We start from the raw sequence: 16,405 nt of genomic DNA on the forward strand, positions 1-16,405 counted from the left end.
TCATAAACAGATAAGATATGTCAATCAACTCAATAGTTCATTTATACAAAAGAATGCTCATCGTCAGCATCCTATTGCTGTGGGCTTATCCGATGTTTGCACAACAACATTCCATCGAAATAAAAGTTATTGATGCAGAGAATGGTAACAGTATAGAATTTGCCACGGTGCAATGGAAAGGTCTGAACGAACCTTCGTACAAGAACGGTACAACCACAAATAAAAAAGGAGTGGCGAAACTAAATATGCCCGCCCATCAAAAACTGGTACTAAGGGTAAGTTACGTAGGTTACCAGACAATTACCGACACGATTACGGCAAATGAGAAGCGTCATACCCTGAAGTTACGTCCGGATTTGACGGAATTGGCTAATGTGGTAGTCTTCGGAAAAACAAAAGCACAGGTTATTAGAGAGTCGCCCGAAGCGGTTTCAGTGATAAATGCAAAGGAATTGCAAGGTCGCTCTGTTTCTTTAGAAACCATCTTGAACAAGACCATCGGCTTGAAAGTCGGGCAGACCGGTGGTTTGGGGAGCAGTTCGAGAATTATTGTTCACGGATTGGAAGGAAACCGCATTCAAATCCTTTGGGATGGTATTCCGATGAATACTTCGGACGGAGCCTTTTCGCTTGATGAAATTCCGATAGACATTATCGAACGGATAGAGGTCTATAAAAGCATTATCCCTGCACGTTTCGGTTGCGATGGCTTGGGTGGTGCCGTTAATATCGTTACGAAGGAGTTCAGTACGGACTATTTGGATGCCTCGTATGAATTAGGTTCTTACCAGACACACAAGGGAAGTGTCTTCTCGCGCAAGAACTTTCCCAAGAGCGGTATTTTGCTCGGTGCGGGAGGGTATTATACTTCTGCAAAGAATGATTACTCATTTAGAGTTCCCGAAAGAGAAAACCTGTTGGTGAAGCGTAACCACGACCGTTTTCGTTCGTATATGCTGAAAGGGAAAGTCGCTTTTACAAAACTTTGGTTCGATGAAATTAGTACCGAGTTCGGGTATTACAACCGTTTTAACGAGATACAAGGAGTATTGAAGAATATCCAGCATGCTGAAAACAAATCCGGGATGTTTATGCTCGAAAGCAAACTGATAAAAAGCGGGATGCTGAACAATCGTCTTAACTTCGAGTCGCATTTCTCCCTCTCGCATACGACGAACAATTTTGTGGATACGGCACGAGTTAATCACGATTTTGAGGGAAATATATATCCGAGCCCGAACGGACAGGGAGAAACGGGGGACGTTCCTCACAACTCAAACGACAAAGGTTTGGAAATCAACGAACGCCTCAACCTTGATTACAAATTGTCCACCAATCACAGTTTGAACCTAAACACGCTTATTAACTATGCCCGAAGACAACCAAGCGATGACATTGCAAGTCAGCACGCAGGATTTATTATCGGAGGATTTCCAAGCAAAAAGACCAGTGTTGTCTCGGGCTTGACTTGGGAAGCGAAACTCTTCGGCAGGAAACTGACGAATATGTTCTCTGCAAAGTATTTCCACCTCCATTCCGAGATAGAGGATTTGACTTCATACGAGATGATCGAGGCTCCGAAGAAAAAGAGCAATACGACATCGCAAATCGGCTGGATAGAGGCAATGAAGTACGAACCGTTCAGAGGTTTTCACCTGAAAGCATCTTACCAACGGGCGATACGACTCCCCAATTCGCAAGAGTTGTTCGGCGATGGTATCATTACCTTTCCTGCTGCCGGACTGAGACCGGAGAAAAGCCACAACTTCAATCTGGGCTTCTTGATAGACAAAAATGACATACTCGGACTGTCGCGATTGCAATTCGAGGTAAATGGCTTTTATATGCAGGTGAGCGATATGATAAAACTGATGAAACAACATATGGCAGCCGGATATGTGAATGCTGAAAAGGTACATATCAAAGGTATAGAGACTGAATTGAAACTGGATATATCGCCGACGGTCTATGCCTACGGGAACCTGACTTATCAGGACGTACGCGATGTTTTGGACTATTTGCCGGGCACCCAAGCCCCTAATCCGACAAAAGGATTGCGACTGCCGAACATCCCCTATCTGTTCGCCAACTTCGGAGCGGAATATCACAGCGACCGATTGTTCAAGAATTGGTATGTCAAGGCATTTTGGGACGGGAAGTTCACGGAAGAGTTCTTCTACTTTTGGGAACTTACCGAATTGCAGAAACGGCGTATCCCTCGCAGTTTCGTCAATGATATTGGTCTGCTATTGACCTACAAGAACAAATATTCCATCGCTTTGGAATGCCACAATCTGATGAATAAAGAAGTTTGGGACCAGTTCCGCCAACCGTTGGCAGGACGGACATTCCACCTCAAATTCAGATATGTCTTCTCGAAAGGTATTTTATAATTCTAAACATAAATAAAAATGAGAACAACAACATTGAAGAACATAGCCCTTTCTGCTATGCTGGTCGGCTCCATAGGGCTGACGTCCTGCGACAAAAATGATGACCCCAAACCAACGCCCAACGAGGTGCAACAGCATTTTGCCTTTGTGCATTATGTGGACAAAAGTGCTTACGTCGGCACGTTCGGTGATTTGACACCTCAAGCTACCGACAACAAGAAAGCATTCGAATTTGGCTTTGGGTGTTATCTCTTCGCAAAAGGAAACACGGTACTTGTGCCCGAAGGGAAATTCGGAGATAAGGTACATAAGTTTACAAGAGGGGCGCACGGCGAACTTCTAAAAGCAGGTACGATGACCTTTGAACAGATGGCGCAACCCGGAGAAATCAATTTTATCGACGAGCAGCGGGCATATGTCGCTTTGCACGGAAGGGGAAAGATTGTGCTAATCAATACCGCTACGTTGCAAAAAGAGGATGAAATCGACCTCTCGCCTTATGCCGTTCAGGACAATAATCCCGACCCCGGTTGCAACGTCATTCGAGACGGAAAGATGTATGTAGCCCTCAACCAGCTCAATTCGCCCCACACCTCCGTACCGGGGACGGGTGCAGAGGTGGCTGTTATTGACCTTAAAACGAAAAAGACCGAAGTCATCAAGGACAGTCGCACAAGTGTTGTCGGATTGTTTCGTCACTCCGATGCCTTTATGGACGAGCGGGGCGACATCTACTTTTACAGTGCGGGCAACAACTTCAACGTTGCCAATAAGGAAGGTTTCCTGCGTATCCGCAAAGGAAGCGACCAATGGGACGCCGACTACCTGTTCAACCTGTCGAAGACAACCATAAAAGGGATTGGCAAAACGGGGCAGTATATGATTAAGTCTTACTATGCGGGCAATGGCATTGTATATAGTTGCTTGAAAGTAACGGATACGGAATTCGGAATACTCAAGAAAGACTTCCAACCCGTGAAAATCGACATTTGGAACAAAACCATCGAAAAACTTGATTTGCCGATGACCGACAGCAACGGCTCTTTTGCCATAACCCGCTACAAAGATTTCATCGTCTTTGGTATGACGTGCAATAACGGAACGGGCTACTATACCTACAATACCAAGACGGGCGAATGCTCCCAAACTCCCGTTGTTACTGCCGTGGGAGTACCCTCAAGTTTAGTTGCGTTTGAGTAAATCCCTATCGCAAGAGTATTCCCTCAAAAAGGAATACTCTTGTTTTTTATAGAGCATGTGATTCAACAAGGATAAAAATATAAGAAAATCCTCTTTTTTATCCTTGCTTATTTGTAAATTTGCAGAAAGGTATAATGATATGACCATAGAATTTTGTGCAATCAATAAGCCAGAAGATTGGATGGAGATGGTTGCCGAGCAATTCGGCACATCGGTAACGAACGATGGTTTTACCGTTCCGCCCTCAGTGGGCAGTGGCTTTTTCAAGCAATACTACCCGTTGTCATGGATCACATTGACCTACATCAGTTTCGTGTCATACGAACCGATGACAATGGTGCGTCGCTCGGTGGAAAACTCGAAATGGATTCCCGTGATGTTCTATATCAACGAGCATAAGCACGAGCAGATTATCGGCACAAGCACAAAAACGGTCGGGGTGGACACGCTCGACGGTATCTTTATGCCTTCAAGCAATATCCCTACGGAATGGACTTTCGCTCCCAAACGACAGTATGAAAACATCACATTGACCTTCAACAAGGATTGGATAGAGCAAATGGATACGGCTTGCGAAACCTACATCGGTCGGTTGCTTCGGTCGGACAAGTCTTTTTATCTCTTCGAGACTATCACACCTGCGATGCAACAAGTATTGGACGGTATCAAGGCGATAACCAAAAGCGATGCGCCTTTCTCTCCCCTCCATTTGCATGGAAAGGCAATAGAACTGCTGACAATATTTCTTGAAAAAATCGAAAAACGTTCGGAGGTAAAATCTCTTTCCAACTTGAATTTGAACGATGTGGAGGCTGTCTTTCGTGTCCGTCGTCAGATATTACAAAGTTTGAACAATGTACCGAGCATTCCCGAACTGGCACGTGAAGTGGCAATGAGCAGCTCCAAACTACAAAAGTGTTTCAAACAGGTTATTGGAAAAGCCATCGCCGAGTATGCCCTATCCGAAAAGATGGAATGGGCAAAACGTTTGCTTTCCACTCGTCTTTACTCTGTATCCGAAGTAGGCTATAAAGTCGGATATGCCAATCTCAGCCACTTCACAGAGGCTTTCCGCAAATATCATAAGATAAATCCCAAGCAATATCTCAACTCTTTGTAGATTTGACACAATAGGGATATTACTTACCGTTTAAGGGTTATTTTACCCTAAGCAATCTTTCGAACTTTGCCTGCAAAACATCAGGCAATGAAAATAACGACATTTAAGTTTCAGCTTTTTGCCGGAGTAACAATCTTTTCATTGTTTTCCGGTATTTCTGTTTATGCGCAATCTCCGAATGAAACAGACTCTCTCCAGACAGAAGAGATTTCGTCGGATAATCGCATTAAAATCAATGGTTATCTCCGTGCAGGAATTTTCGGAGGAGAAAAAGAAATACGCAATTACTACGGAGAGGGTGCCTTGAAATTGGAAGTTCCCATCGGCATGAATGCTTCCGCCTTTTCGGAAGTCCGTTACAGAGCCGATGGCAACAACAATCATAAGTTCGACATCCGCGAGGCTTATGTAAATCTTAATCTTGGCAAGTTCGATTTTCGTGTGGGTGAGCAAATCGTTCTCTGGGGACGGGCAGACGGTTTCAATCCGACCAATAACGTTACACCCCAAGACTTTTGTGTATTCTCACCGGAGGAAGACGATAAACGTCTGGGAAATTTTATCGTGAAAGGAGTCTTTAATCCTTATCCGTTCCGTATCGAAGTGGATTGGATACCCGTTTACAAATCGTCATTGTTCCCATTCATCGGAAAGCCTATGGGAGATGGGATTGTATGGAAGAATGAAAAACAGCCTTACCGATGGAAAGACCAGTCTTTCGGAGTGAAAATAGATTTGGAAAAACCGTCTTTCGACCTCTCTCTTTCCTATTACAACGGGTTACATAAATTTCCCGGCATCGCTTATGAGAAGACTCCTTCTGAAATCCTTTTGTCGCAAAAGCCCTATCGGGTGCATGTTGTCGGAATGGACTTTTCCACCTCATTGGGCAACTACGGATTAAGAGGCGAGTTTGCCTGTTCACTCCCCGACAAAGGCAATAATCCCATCTATTCTGTTCCCAACAAGCAGATGGAATATACAATAGGGATTGACCGAAGTTGGGATGCTTTCAGCTTGATTGTGCAATATATAGGTAAGTATATTCCGGACTTAAAGTCTGACATCAAAGGCAACCCGATGGAACGGAAACTTAACTCGCTGAATCGTATCGTCTTCACGCAGCACGAGCGTTGGAATCATTCGGTTTCGGTCAGACCTGCACTGTCATTACTCCACGAAACATTGAACGTAGAACTGCTCGGACTGTGCCAGTTCAGTACAAAAGAATACTTCTTCCAACCCAAGGTTCGCTATGCCATAGCCGATGCCGTTACACTCACGGTGGGAGGTCAGTTGTTTTACGGACCGGACGACCGCCTGTTTGGGATATTGGAAAAGACCAAGAACTCGGTTTTTACGGAGTTGAAAGTTTCGTTTTAGATTATCTAATCTCAAAATAATATCGAATGAAGAAGTTAGCTGAATTTGTGATACGATACCGCTGGGCGGTCATCGTGTTCTTTCTTGCACTGACAGCCTTCATGGGCTTTCAGATGAAGAATGCAAGTTTTAATCCCGACCTGCTTACCTATCTGCCGGAGCATTTGCCTTCCCGTATGAACCAAAAACAGATAGAAAAGATGTTTGGAGGAACGGATATGGTGATGATTGTCGTACAGACGGATGATGTCGTAAACGACAAGACGTTGGAACGTGTAGAGCATTTCTCGCAGGATATGCAGAACATCAAAGGCATAGAACGGGTAATGTCTGTCTTTGAATTGAAAAATGTCCGCAGCGAAAATGACGCAATGACCGTTGATGCGGCCGTGAAAATGATTCCACGGACTGCTGAAGAAGTTGCCACTATCAAAAAGGGACTTGCAGGTAATGACCTTGTCTATGGAAGCGTAGTCTCCAAAGATTTTACGACCACAGCCATTATTGGATTGCTTGAACCCGGAGCAAAAGACAAGGACGTAATAGACCAAGTGGAGGCAATGATTGCCAAATATCCCGGCGCAGAGAAAGTTCTTTTGGGTGGCTCTCCGTATATGCGGATGCAGAATGCGGGAATGATGCAGAAGGATATGGCTCGGCTCATTCCTCTCGGATTGTTGTTAATGATGGTTTTTCTCTTTATCAGCTTCCGACAGTTCAGAGGCGTATGGCTTCCCATTCTAATTGTGGTTATGGCGATATTCACGGCATTGGGAGCAACACCTTTGTTGGGATGGAAGTTTGCCGTTACGACCATTATTTTAGTAGTATTACTGATAGCCACTGCCAATTCCTACGGCATACACATGTTTGCTCGCTACCAAAGAGACAATCTTCCCGGAAACAATTATACTCCCAAAGAGCTGTCTGTCAAGATGGTTACAAGTCTCGGTGCTCCCATCATTTTGTCCGGATTGACAACCATTGCAGGGTTGCTCTGTATGTTGGGACATGTGCTGATTCCCGGTGGGCAGATGGGCGTCCTCGGCAGTATTGGTATTGGACTTGCCTTGATTGGCAGTCTGTTCTTTATCCCAGCATTAAGTTCAATACTTCCCAAAACGAAGCCTCGATTGAGAGCGGATGACAATCCTAAAAACAAAAGAGGAATAGGGTTGGACAGATTGTTGGATTTTATTGCCAATTGGGTAACGAAAAAGCCCAAGACTATTTTGGTTTTGTTTGTAGTCATTTCTCTAATCGGAGCAGCCGGACTATTGCGTTTCAGCATCAATTCAAATCCCGCCGAATTGTTCCCTGACGGACATCCAGCCAAGGAGTCTGCACAAATTATCAATAAGGAATTGGGGGGCTTTTTCCCTTTCTGTGTCGTATTCGAAGGCGACATCAAAGACCCTGCCTTGTTGAAGAAAATTGATGATTTGGAGAAAAAGGTGCGAGAAATTCCCGAAGTGGGAACAACGCAGTCTATCGCGAAAGTTACACGTCAGATCAGCCGTGCTCTCTATAACAAAGGCGAAGAAGGTTATGATAAAATCCCCGACACCTACGATGCCGTATCACAATACTTCGAGTTGTATCTGATGAGCGGCAGTCAGAGGGATTTGGAAAAGATGGTGGATTTCAATTTTGAGAAAGCTCTCTTGATGATTCGTTTCAAGGAATTGAACACACCGGTATTGCGACAATGTGTTGCTCAAATCAAGGAAATGGTAAAAGATGACCCCAATGTGAAACTTGTTGGTGGCAATGCCGATGTATTCACGGATATGGACAAGCATGTCGTAAACGGGCAGTTCCTTTCTTTGTTGATTTCCCTCGTTGTTGTATTTATCATTATATCCCTCGGTTTCAACTCATTTAAGGCAGGATTACTGCAAATCGTTCCACTCATGTTTGCCATGTTGATGCTTTTCGGACTGATGGGATATTTTGGTATCGACCTGAACTTTATGACCGCCTTCCAAGCCTCTATCCTTATTGGAGTCGGCGTGGACTATACGATTCATGTTGTCTGGCGGTATCGGGAGGAACGACGTGCGGGTTACGACGATAAGGAGGCTGTACATCGCTTGTTCAAGGCAACGGGACGCGGTATCGTATTCAATGCCATTGCCGTTATTATCGGATTTGTAGTTCTGCTCTTTTCAGGCTTCCTGCCTGTCCGCTTTTTCGGAATGATGATGGTGACCATCATCTTCGTATGCCTCATTGCCGCAGTGCTGCTCGTACCTGCGCTATGTATGGTGTTGAAACCGAAATTCTTGAGACAGAAAATCCATTGCAAATAACTTAAAAGGACTGAAAGGATAAAAGCAATAAAAGAAACAGTCAAAAGCTTATGAGCTTTTCAAAGAAGATTGATACACGAATATTCATCAAACAATAAATACAATGAAGAAAGTTTTTTTATCGGCGGTTATAACAATCGCAACCATGTGGGCAAATGTTGCTCATGCACAGGGAGGATTGTCTCCCCAACAAGTACAGCAGAAAGCCATTGAAACCACTCGTGTTGCCGGGATGGAAACACAATCGTCCATGACTATTTACAGTCCGTCGGGAGATAAACGGGTTCGCAAGATGACTATCGTCAGTAAACTCTACGAGAATGGGAGTCTGGAAAAGAAACTCATTCGGTTTACCGAGCCTGCTGATGTGAAAGGCACCGGGTTTCTATCGTTCGATTATTTGAAGAAGAACGACGACAAGTGGATTTATATGCCAGCCCTTCGTAAAACCCGACGCATTGTGAGTTCTGAAAATGCAAAGAGTTTCATGGGGTCTGAGTTTTCTTACGCCGATATGTCCACACCTGCTGTCGAAGATTTCGACTATAAATTCTTGACTGAGCAGAAAGTCGATGGACATGATTGTTATGTCTTGGAAATCATACCTAAAAACAAGACTATTGCCAATGAAAACGGTTTCTCAAAGAAAATTTCCTATATCGATAAACGGATTTTCGTTGTTCGCAAGGCTACCTATTATAATCTTGCCGGTGAGAAAGAAAAGGAGATGACCGTCTCTGCAATTGCCGAAGTGGATACAAAGAACCATAAGTACCGCTTCAAGGAAATGACAATGATTAATCTGAAAAATAAAAGAAAGTCGGTATTGAATAACAACGTTATTAAGTTCACCCCTTCAATTTCGGACAGTTATTTCACCACTCGCACACTGGAACAAGGCAAGTAAAACTTCTCTTTTCCATTCTACCTCCATTTGTTGCAATCAGAAGTTGTAACAGGTGGAGGTTTTGTGCATTAATTCCAAGTATAAATATCAAATAGTAAATTCTCCGAAAATGAAAAGACTTATTGGCAAGGAAACTTTCGGGATGCTTCTCTCGGAAAATACTACAGAAGCAACAACATCCCTTATTGAAGAGATTATAAATCTTAGTGAAACAGACAAGAATCCTATCTCCTTATTCCGGACTTTACACCACACAAGATTCCATTTACAGGCAATCAAAGTAGAAAACGGCTTAACTGCCGAAATGGGGAAAAAATGTGTCGGAGTTGTTGCATGTTATTGATACAGAATTAGAATTGTGGAATATGCGGGTACAAGGGTTATTGTCTTTGTCACCTCCGAGTCCGCAATCGAAGTCCATCGGTGAAATCCGTTGGACGGGCAAAATCGTGGACTTGGTGGAGTTACTCTATGCTCTTGACACCTGTAACTGTATCAACAATGGAGAAATCGGAGTAGAGGAACTGGCAGAGGTTCTTTCTAACATTTTCGGAGTAGAAATCAAGAACTGCTACAACATCTATATGAATATAAAGTGTCGCAAAGATGACAGCCGCACCTATTTCCTTGATGAACTCCGAGAGAAACTGAACAAACGAATGGTAGAGAGCGACTTGAAAGGCGGAAAATTCAAAAAACGGTAATTGCATGCAAATAATCAATCAGGCTTCCCCAAACGAGATGGAAGCCTGATTTTTTCATCCATAAAGAACAGTACGATGTAAAATGGTTACTGCCGATGTTGCCATTTCTCCTGAAACTCACGGGTGAGTTGTACGATTTCACCTCCAATTATTGCCAATTCAAACGTCATTTTCTCCAACTTGGCAAGCATCGCAAAGGCTTTTTTCTCAGTAAAGTTGCTCTTCAAAGCGACAACTGTCTGGTTGTAATTCACTCCGACACTGCGAAATTGTCCGTACAAAGTCGTCAGTTTTTGATAATAGTCAAGCAAGGAACGATCCACTTTTATCACTCGGAAAGTCTCGTTAAAGACCCTTGCCTTGATGAATAGTGACAGACTTGGCACACCGCTTTCCTCTTTCATCGTGAGGAAATGAGCGTATTCCGTCGGCGTGAAATTGACCGAAACACGCTTTTCTGTCTTCTCTTTGGAGCGTGAGCTCCGAATTTTCTTCATTTTCATTTCTTACTTTGGATTTTAGTGTTTCACGACATCACCGGCATTTGAGGCATTGCATTCTCACTTTCAAGAAAAACGACTTCGGAGTTTTTCTGCCCTCTGCAAGAGTAAGGGTTTTATGCTGCAAAAACGAAGTCGTGCTGCATAAAACATACCTTGCTATTTGCTCCGACGCAAATAAATTCGTTCCGAAGAACGATATGCTATTCTCCCGAAAGGTATGTTTTCAAAGCCATGAAATACCGACTTATCGCTTACTGCAAAGTTACGATCTCTTGTACCCAAAGCTATTAGGAGAGACGAAGCCACAAGTATCCAAATCGAAGCCACAAGTACGCACCAAAGGAAATCACGCTGATTACAGCATCACCGAGCCATATATTTGCACTGTCGAATATGTCGGTGAGGGTATGTGTCTTCGATAACATCACGATTCGATGAGCAGTATAAGCGAGGGGGTATATCAAAGAACATTTCCTTGATTCCCTTATTCGAACGTGGGAATGTGCGAAAGCAGATACAATCGTTCGATTGTATTGATGGGCACTAATGAACATCTCCACAGAAAGGGGATGAATGAAAGGATGTACCTCTATCGGTACAAGCCGATTATTGGGCATATCATTGATAGCGGACATATTCATCTTCATCGGTAAATATACCGACAATGAAATGAACAGTAAATTGCATAACAATAAAATTAAGTAAGTATGACAGAGAACCAAAACAGCAAGGTAGATCCCATTGCCACCCGAGAACTTATTTCACAGGGTATTCCCATGAAAAGAAAAGAGAGCGAGATGAAATGCTCTCAATCAGAAGGGCAGTTTGTTGAATCGGAACGTCCCAATGACGAGTCTATGTCAAAGGATTTTTCAAGAGTTCCAAGACGAGAAAGGCGAAAGGCAGACAAAGGCGATTATGAGTCGCTTTTCATCTGTCGCAACACCTTGAGAAACCGCAAGACCATCTATATTGCCAAAGAGTTGCAGGACACGTTGGCGGAGATAGTCATGTCTATGAGGAATAGAGATATGACTATCGGCATCTATGTGGAGAACATCATCCTGCATCATCTTGAGACCTATAAAGATGAAATCAACAAATTAGCTGAGATAAAATTTAGAAAGCTGCTGTAAATCCCTATCTTCAGATGTTTTAAATGGAACTGTTTTTCTCCTTGCCGTCTTTGTCCTACAACATCGGGACGGCCAGGCTGCTCGGATACGGCAAACATCCCAAAAACCGATTGCTACGGAAGATAGAGTCGGGCGACAGGAATTTCTACCGTGAATTTGTCTCTTTCTGCTGATACAAGAGCAAGATCCTCAGAGGACTGGTCAAACGGTGAAAAGTGAAGTTTGCCCTGTTTTATATGCCTTGATTATCAAAAACGCCTCTTGCTACATTTTTATGCTCCGCAAGGGGCGTTTTCTTTCCATTTTCTTCGTCTTTCTCATTATGTGTGAGTAACTTTGCAGAATAAGCTATAATTTGAATGTATAAGCCGAAAATTAATACTTGAAAGGTCTTATAAAAAGTGAGAACTTTCGGTAAAGAACTTCCTTTTTGTACTGAAAAAGAAGAGGAATCAAAAGAAGAATGACTATATGTTTCAGTAAGAGAATAAGCATTTCAAATTCCACAAAGCAGGACTGAATTTACTATCCCTATAGGGTAAAACATAGTTTGATGAAGTGTGATGTGTTTCTAAAATAAAACTGCTCTAATGGCTTCTATGAACAATTATTTGATGTTGTTTATTGGGGAATTCAAAGATGACAGCGAGGTATAAGAAAATATACATATTAAAATTCTAAAATAAGATGGCTATATATAATAAAGGAGAGCTGACAGGAATTGTTGGGTACAAACAATTGTACCCAAATGGAGAAATGTATCCTCTCGAAAAACTCCTTGCTGGATTACCGCGTATTTGGGCTATCAGGTTAGTTTCAAATATGCAGAATAAGTTGGTTGGTAAACCTTTCTATAATCCTGATTTCAGAGATGAGAAAACGACTCAGATTGATGTGCCGAGATTCTTCTTTGGTCCTAATAATTTAGACCAGTTACTTGGTGCAATCCATAGGTATAAAGCCTATTTCGCACTGGAGACAGAAAGAAAGCAACAACCGATGGAATATGCAACTGGCAGCGAGACACCGCTGCTTTTGCTGAAATACATCATGGCTATGCCAGAAAGTGATGGTTCTGATAACATTGCGCAATTAGAGAAAAATTTATACACTGCTTTTTTGATAGCCAATGAAATTACCCTTAACAGAAATCAAGGGGAATCACCATACAAACAAGAGAATGATTTAGAATTGTATTTAGCCTGTCTTTTGATGTCGAGGTTTGCGTATAATGACTTTATAAATCAGGAATCAGATATTAATGAATTGGTTAGGAATCAGAATATCCGAACTGTTAAGTTCTTCAATTTTGTGTCCCAGCATCCTCAACTCAAAGACCTATATGATGAATTTCTAAAAGTATACGGTCTTACATCATGGAAATATTATTTGAGAACATATTGGAGCATTTTAGCTTTAGCCAGAGATAAAACCGGTGTTATCAACTTTGAACGACTTAGGGATGAAGAAGAATTATTATCTGAGCAGATAGTGGATAGAGATTCCATTGACATTCATGAAGTCATCCCCTTGGAAGATAATGTGGATTATCAAACTTTTAGAGAGAAACCATTTATTAAGATAGCACCTCACGAATATGCCGTCATAGATGTTTCATTTATGATTTATAGGATGTTTGATGGGCTATATTTCATATTCAATGATTTGTGGAAATGTAAGTACCCTGATAATATGCAGGGGTTTAATACAATCTTTACAACAGAGTTTTCGGAAAAGACTATATTGGTAAATTGCCTGAAAGAAATAACTAACACACATGGATGGTTTTCGCTTGCTGACGATGAATGTAGGAATGTAGTTCCCCAGAAGAAGTTGAGTTCTCCTCCAGATTTTTATATTCGAGACGGAAAGAATGTTATACTGTTTGAATGCAAGGATGTTAAAATACCCAAAGAGGTCAAGGCAGAAGGAACCATGCAGATACTCTTGAATGAAGTTGACAAAGACTTTGTGGGCTATCTGGATACTAAGAAAAACAAATGGCGTTATAAGGGTGTAGGACAGCTTGTTAGGAATGCTAAGAGGATTTTGGAAGGAGAATTTGCTTGGGATAAGAACATAGATAGAGATAGCAGAATATTTATGGTACTGGTATTAGCTGATGCAAGACAAGTAGATGCAGGCTGGAAAAACTACTTGCAGAGAAAGATGCGTGAAGAGTGCACTCGTCAGGGAATTGATTACGAGAGAATATGCCCGCTGATATTAATGGATCTAGGAACTCTTACCCTTTATAAGGGCAACTTTAAAAAGGACGGATTCCTAAAATACTTTACTCGCTACTATAAGCAAACAACCTTTGACCTCGCGACAATTAATATTGGCGATATGATGACAAATGTTATGAATCAGACCATGTCATTCAGTAGGTATATGGCAGGTGAAAGACTTTTGGACGGTGAAGAGTTGAGAATAGATATAATGAGTGCAATAACCAAACAACCTGAACTATTGGGACATCACTCTTATGTTACCAAGACAGTAGAATACGCAGACTTGTTTAATGGACAAGTAGAAGATTTGGAGACATACCTTACAGGCATCAACAAACGATGGCTGATAGAAGGCGTAGTTCACATGATTAGTGTGGACTGTTTTGATAGCTTTTCAATGGAAGCGAAACATGGGCTTCTGGTTATGTTCCAAAACTATAGGGAAAGGTCTGAAGTCGAGCAACTATTTCGCCGATTGAAAGCACTAGAGGAAAAATTTGATAGTACTTGGCTGACATTGATTAATCATCGAGCACTTTATCGTCTATTAATAAAAGTATTGAGACTTCCCAATGAAAGAGAGGGTATAGGTGAGAGTTTTGAGGCATACGAAGCGTTGCTGAAAGCCATTTTGCTGGAGAACAGTATGGAGATGCAGCGTGAAAAGGAAATCTTGGTAAGGATAGATGGTGACACAGATATTCGAGATGCAAAGATTATTATGCAGCAAGATGTACTGAATATCGATCTATTTGGTGAGAATAAGAAGGAACTGGAAAAAGCACAGATTCTTAAGTTTGTGGCATTAACCAAATTTGGGAAAGAACACAAAGAGGTGGGTGAAGCCATCAGAAGGGTCGTGAATAATTATGGATTCCAGAATGAGTTCAGTTATATATTGTTGGCGCAAATGCCTTTGGCTGTTTATCACGATAAAAAGAATTTTAAAGAAGGTCTATATTGTGTGCATCGCCAAGACTATAAACAAACTAATGCTTTACGATTATGGGATGAGTTTACTACATATATTGCAGATAAATGTATTGATATATGGGATGTAAACAAGATGGATACAATCTTTGCCGAGCAGGAGTTGCTAGATAATACCTGTTTCAGAAAGTATCCTGTGCTGAAGATGTCCGAAGAAGAATACCTAATAGTATCGCAACCGTACTATACGCATTTATTGTTCGATGGCTTTTGGTGGAGTGTGAAAGAAGAATTAAAACTGGTTTATTCTGAAAAAACCATTATGAACTTGTTAACAAAAGATTTCTCGGAGGAGAAATTGTTCTATGAGTTGGTGAAACTTATGATAGGCGACAAGCGTATTCAAATCTACAATAAGCATTGTTTTGCGGCGCAACAATCAGCACCTGATATTGCTATCAAAACACGACATCATTTGTTTATGTTTGAATATAAAGACATGAGGGTTCATAGAAAAATCGCAGATGGAGGTGATATGAATCAGATGATGGATTTTATTGATGATCGCCTCAATAAAGAGAAAGGGAAAACGGGTGGAAACAAAGGCTTACCACAATTGGTAAACAACATGGAGGATTTCTTCACAGGAAAAGCCCCTTGGAAGGAGTATTATGGGAAAGGAAAGGTAATAGTACACCCAATAATTGTTATTAATAGTCGATTATTTGGCGTGCGTGGGATTAACTATATAATGCAGCATCAGTTGCACAAGCGAATACTTGAAAGTGAGATTCTGCGAGAACATATTGATGAAATTGGAGATTTGCTGGTAGTAGATTATGACATGATGATATTAGTTACGTCGTGGTCGTATAAGGACTTTCGGAAATTCCATAATCTTCTGTATGGTTACCAAACTTATATAAGAAAAGGACGAGACATTGTAACACGATGTACTTCCTTTCGGTATTATGTGATGAATAAATGGGAATTGGAGATGACCGAGAAAGACAAAAAGAAGTTTGGACATGCTTACAAGGAAGTGATTAAAGTTATGTTTGGAATGAAAAATATATAAAATGAATGAGATGATTCTGAGCAGGCACATAGAACTCCTTAATCTTTTCAATGGCAAGGACTTTTGGAGATACATAAAAATATCGTGACTCTAGATATGAGAGATAATGTTGATTTCATAGATATGAAACATAAAGAATAGTTGAATGGAGGAATTAGCTTTTTGTTACTTTTGAGTCGTCTCAACTCACTGTCAAAAGTAACGAGGTGCTTTTCATTGGGGGACTTTTGCTCCTCTCTTTGTCCGCCCAGAGCTCACGAAAGAAAAGAGCAGTCGACAAATCTTCCGACCGCTTTACTCCGTCTGTTCTTCTTAAACGGTTATCTGTCCCGTCCTTACTTCGGAAAAAATCATCTTGTCTGATTTTATGCGGATTCCAGAGGTGAGGGAGTTTGAGTTTCAACTTTTCTTTTTCCCTGCTTCTCGCATATCCAACATTTTTTTTATGCGTCTTTCCGTCGGGTCGGTCGTTTTCGTTTCAGTGGCGTAAAAAGGTCGGGCTTAG

General features: G+C 41.7%; 11 protein-coding genes and 1 pseudogene. 11 read left to right on the forward strand and 1 reads right to left on the reverse strand.

The features are described from left to right. The first annotated feature begins 17 nt into the window (after positions 1 to 17). The 8 genes from C234_RS0113630 to C234_RS0113665 all read left to right on the forward strand — a co-directional run bounded on the left by C234_RS0113630 (position 18) and on the right by C234_RS0113665 (position 10,019). The gene (locus C234_RS0113630) at positions 18 to 2,393 is read left to right on the forward strand and encodes a TonB-dependent receptor (protein WP_027326205.1); all 2,376 of its coding nucleotides are present in this window, start codon (positions 18 to 20) and stop codon (positions 2,391 to 2,393) included. An 18-nt stretch (positions 2,394 to 2,411) separates the two neighbouring features. Beyond that, positions 2,412 to 3,593: a hypothetical protein gene (locus C234_RS0113635; RefSeq protein ID WP_027326206.1), complete on the forward strand. Its 1,182-nt coding sequence runs from the start codon at positions 2,412 to 2,414 to the stop codon at positions 3,591 to 3,593. Between the two features lie 139 nt (positions 3,594 to 3,732). After that, a complete protein-coding gene (locus tag C234_RS0113640) occupies positions 3,733 to 4,713 on the forward strand; it encodes a helix-turn-helix domain-containing protein (protein ID WP_027326207.1) in 981 nt (326 codons plus the stop codon). Between the two features lie 87 nt (positions 4,714 to 4,800). Continuing rightward, a complete protein-coding gene (locus C234_RS0113645; RefSeq protein WP_027326208.1) occupies positions 4,801 to 6,096 on the forward strand; it encodes a hypothetical protein in 1,296 nt (431 codons plus the stop codon). 26 nt (positions 6,097 to 6,122) lie between these two features. Then, positions 6,123 to 8,408, forward strand: coding sequence for an efflux RND transporter permease subunit (locus C234_RS0113650; protein ID WP_027326209.1), 2,286 nt, complete (start codon positions 6,123 to 6,125; stop codon positions 8,406 to 8,408). Positions 8,409 to 8,511: 103 nt separating this feature from the next. After that, positions 8,512 to 9,315: an outer membrane lipoprotein-sorting protein gene (locus C234_RS0113655; protein ID WP_248596508.1), complete on the forward strand. Its 804-nt coding sequence runs from the start codon at positions 8,512 to 8,514 to the stop codon at positions 9,313 to 9,315. A 109-nt stretch (positions 9,316 to 9,424) separates the two neighbouring features. Then, positions 9,425 to 9,658: a hypothetical protein gene (locus C234_RS0113660; protein WP_027326211.1), complete on the forward strand. Its 234-nt coding sequence runs from the start codon at positions 9,425 to 9,427 to the stop codon at positions 9,656 to 9,658. Positions 9,659 to 9,680: 22 nt separating this feature from the next. Further along, a complete protein-coding gene (locus tag C234_RS0113665; RefSeq protein WP_034536575.1) occupies positions 9,681 to 10,019 on the forward strand; it encodes an RteC domain-containing protein in 339 nt (112 codons plus the stop codon). Positions 10,020 to 10,105: 86 nt separating this feature from the next. Here the strand turns inward: C234_RS0113665 and mobA are convergent, their stop codons facing one another. Next, positions 10,106 to 10,522, reverse strand: a complete 417-nt coding sequence (gene mobA, locus C234_RS0113670; RefSeq protein ID WP_027326213.1) for a conjugal transfer protein MobA — start codon at positions 10,520 to 10,522, stop codon at positions 10,106 to 10,108. Positions 10,523 to 11,229: 707 nt separating this feature from the next. On the opposite strand from mobA, the gene C234_RS0113680 reads away from it, so the two are divergent. The 3 genes and pseudogenes from C234_RS0113680 (at position 11,230) to C234_RS0113695 (ending at position 15,900) form a co-directional block, all read left to right on the forward strand. After that, complete coding sequence (locus C234_RS0113680; protein WP_027326215.1) at positions 11,230 to 11,658, forward strand: DUF3408 domain-containing protein; 429 nt, start codon at positions 11,230 to 11,232, stop codon at positions 11,656 to 11,658. 41 nt (positions 11,659 to 11,699) lie between these two features. Next, positions 11,700 to 11,870 (forward strand): annotated as a pseudogene (locus C234_RS18100) (lysozyme); the annotation flags it as partial. A gap of 475 nt (positions 11,871 to 12,345) precedes the next feature. Then, positions 12,346 to 15,900 carry a hypothetical protein gene (locus C234_RS0113695; protein ID WP_027326216.1) on the forward strand — a complete coding sequence of 1,185 codons (3,555 nt, stop codon included), beginning with the start codon at positions 12,346 to 12,348 and terminating at the stop codon, positions 15,898 to 15,900. Positions 15,901 to 16,405 lie beyond the last annotated feature (505 nt).

Source organism: Bacteroides pyogenes DSM 20611 = JCM 6294 (assembly GCF_000428105.1).
Lineage (GTDB): Bacteria > Bacteroidota > Bacteroidia > Bacteroidales > Bacteroidaceae > Bacteroides > Bacteroides pyogenes.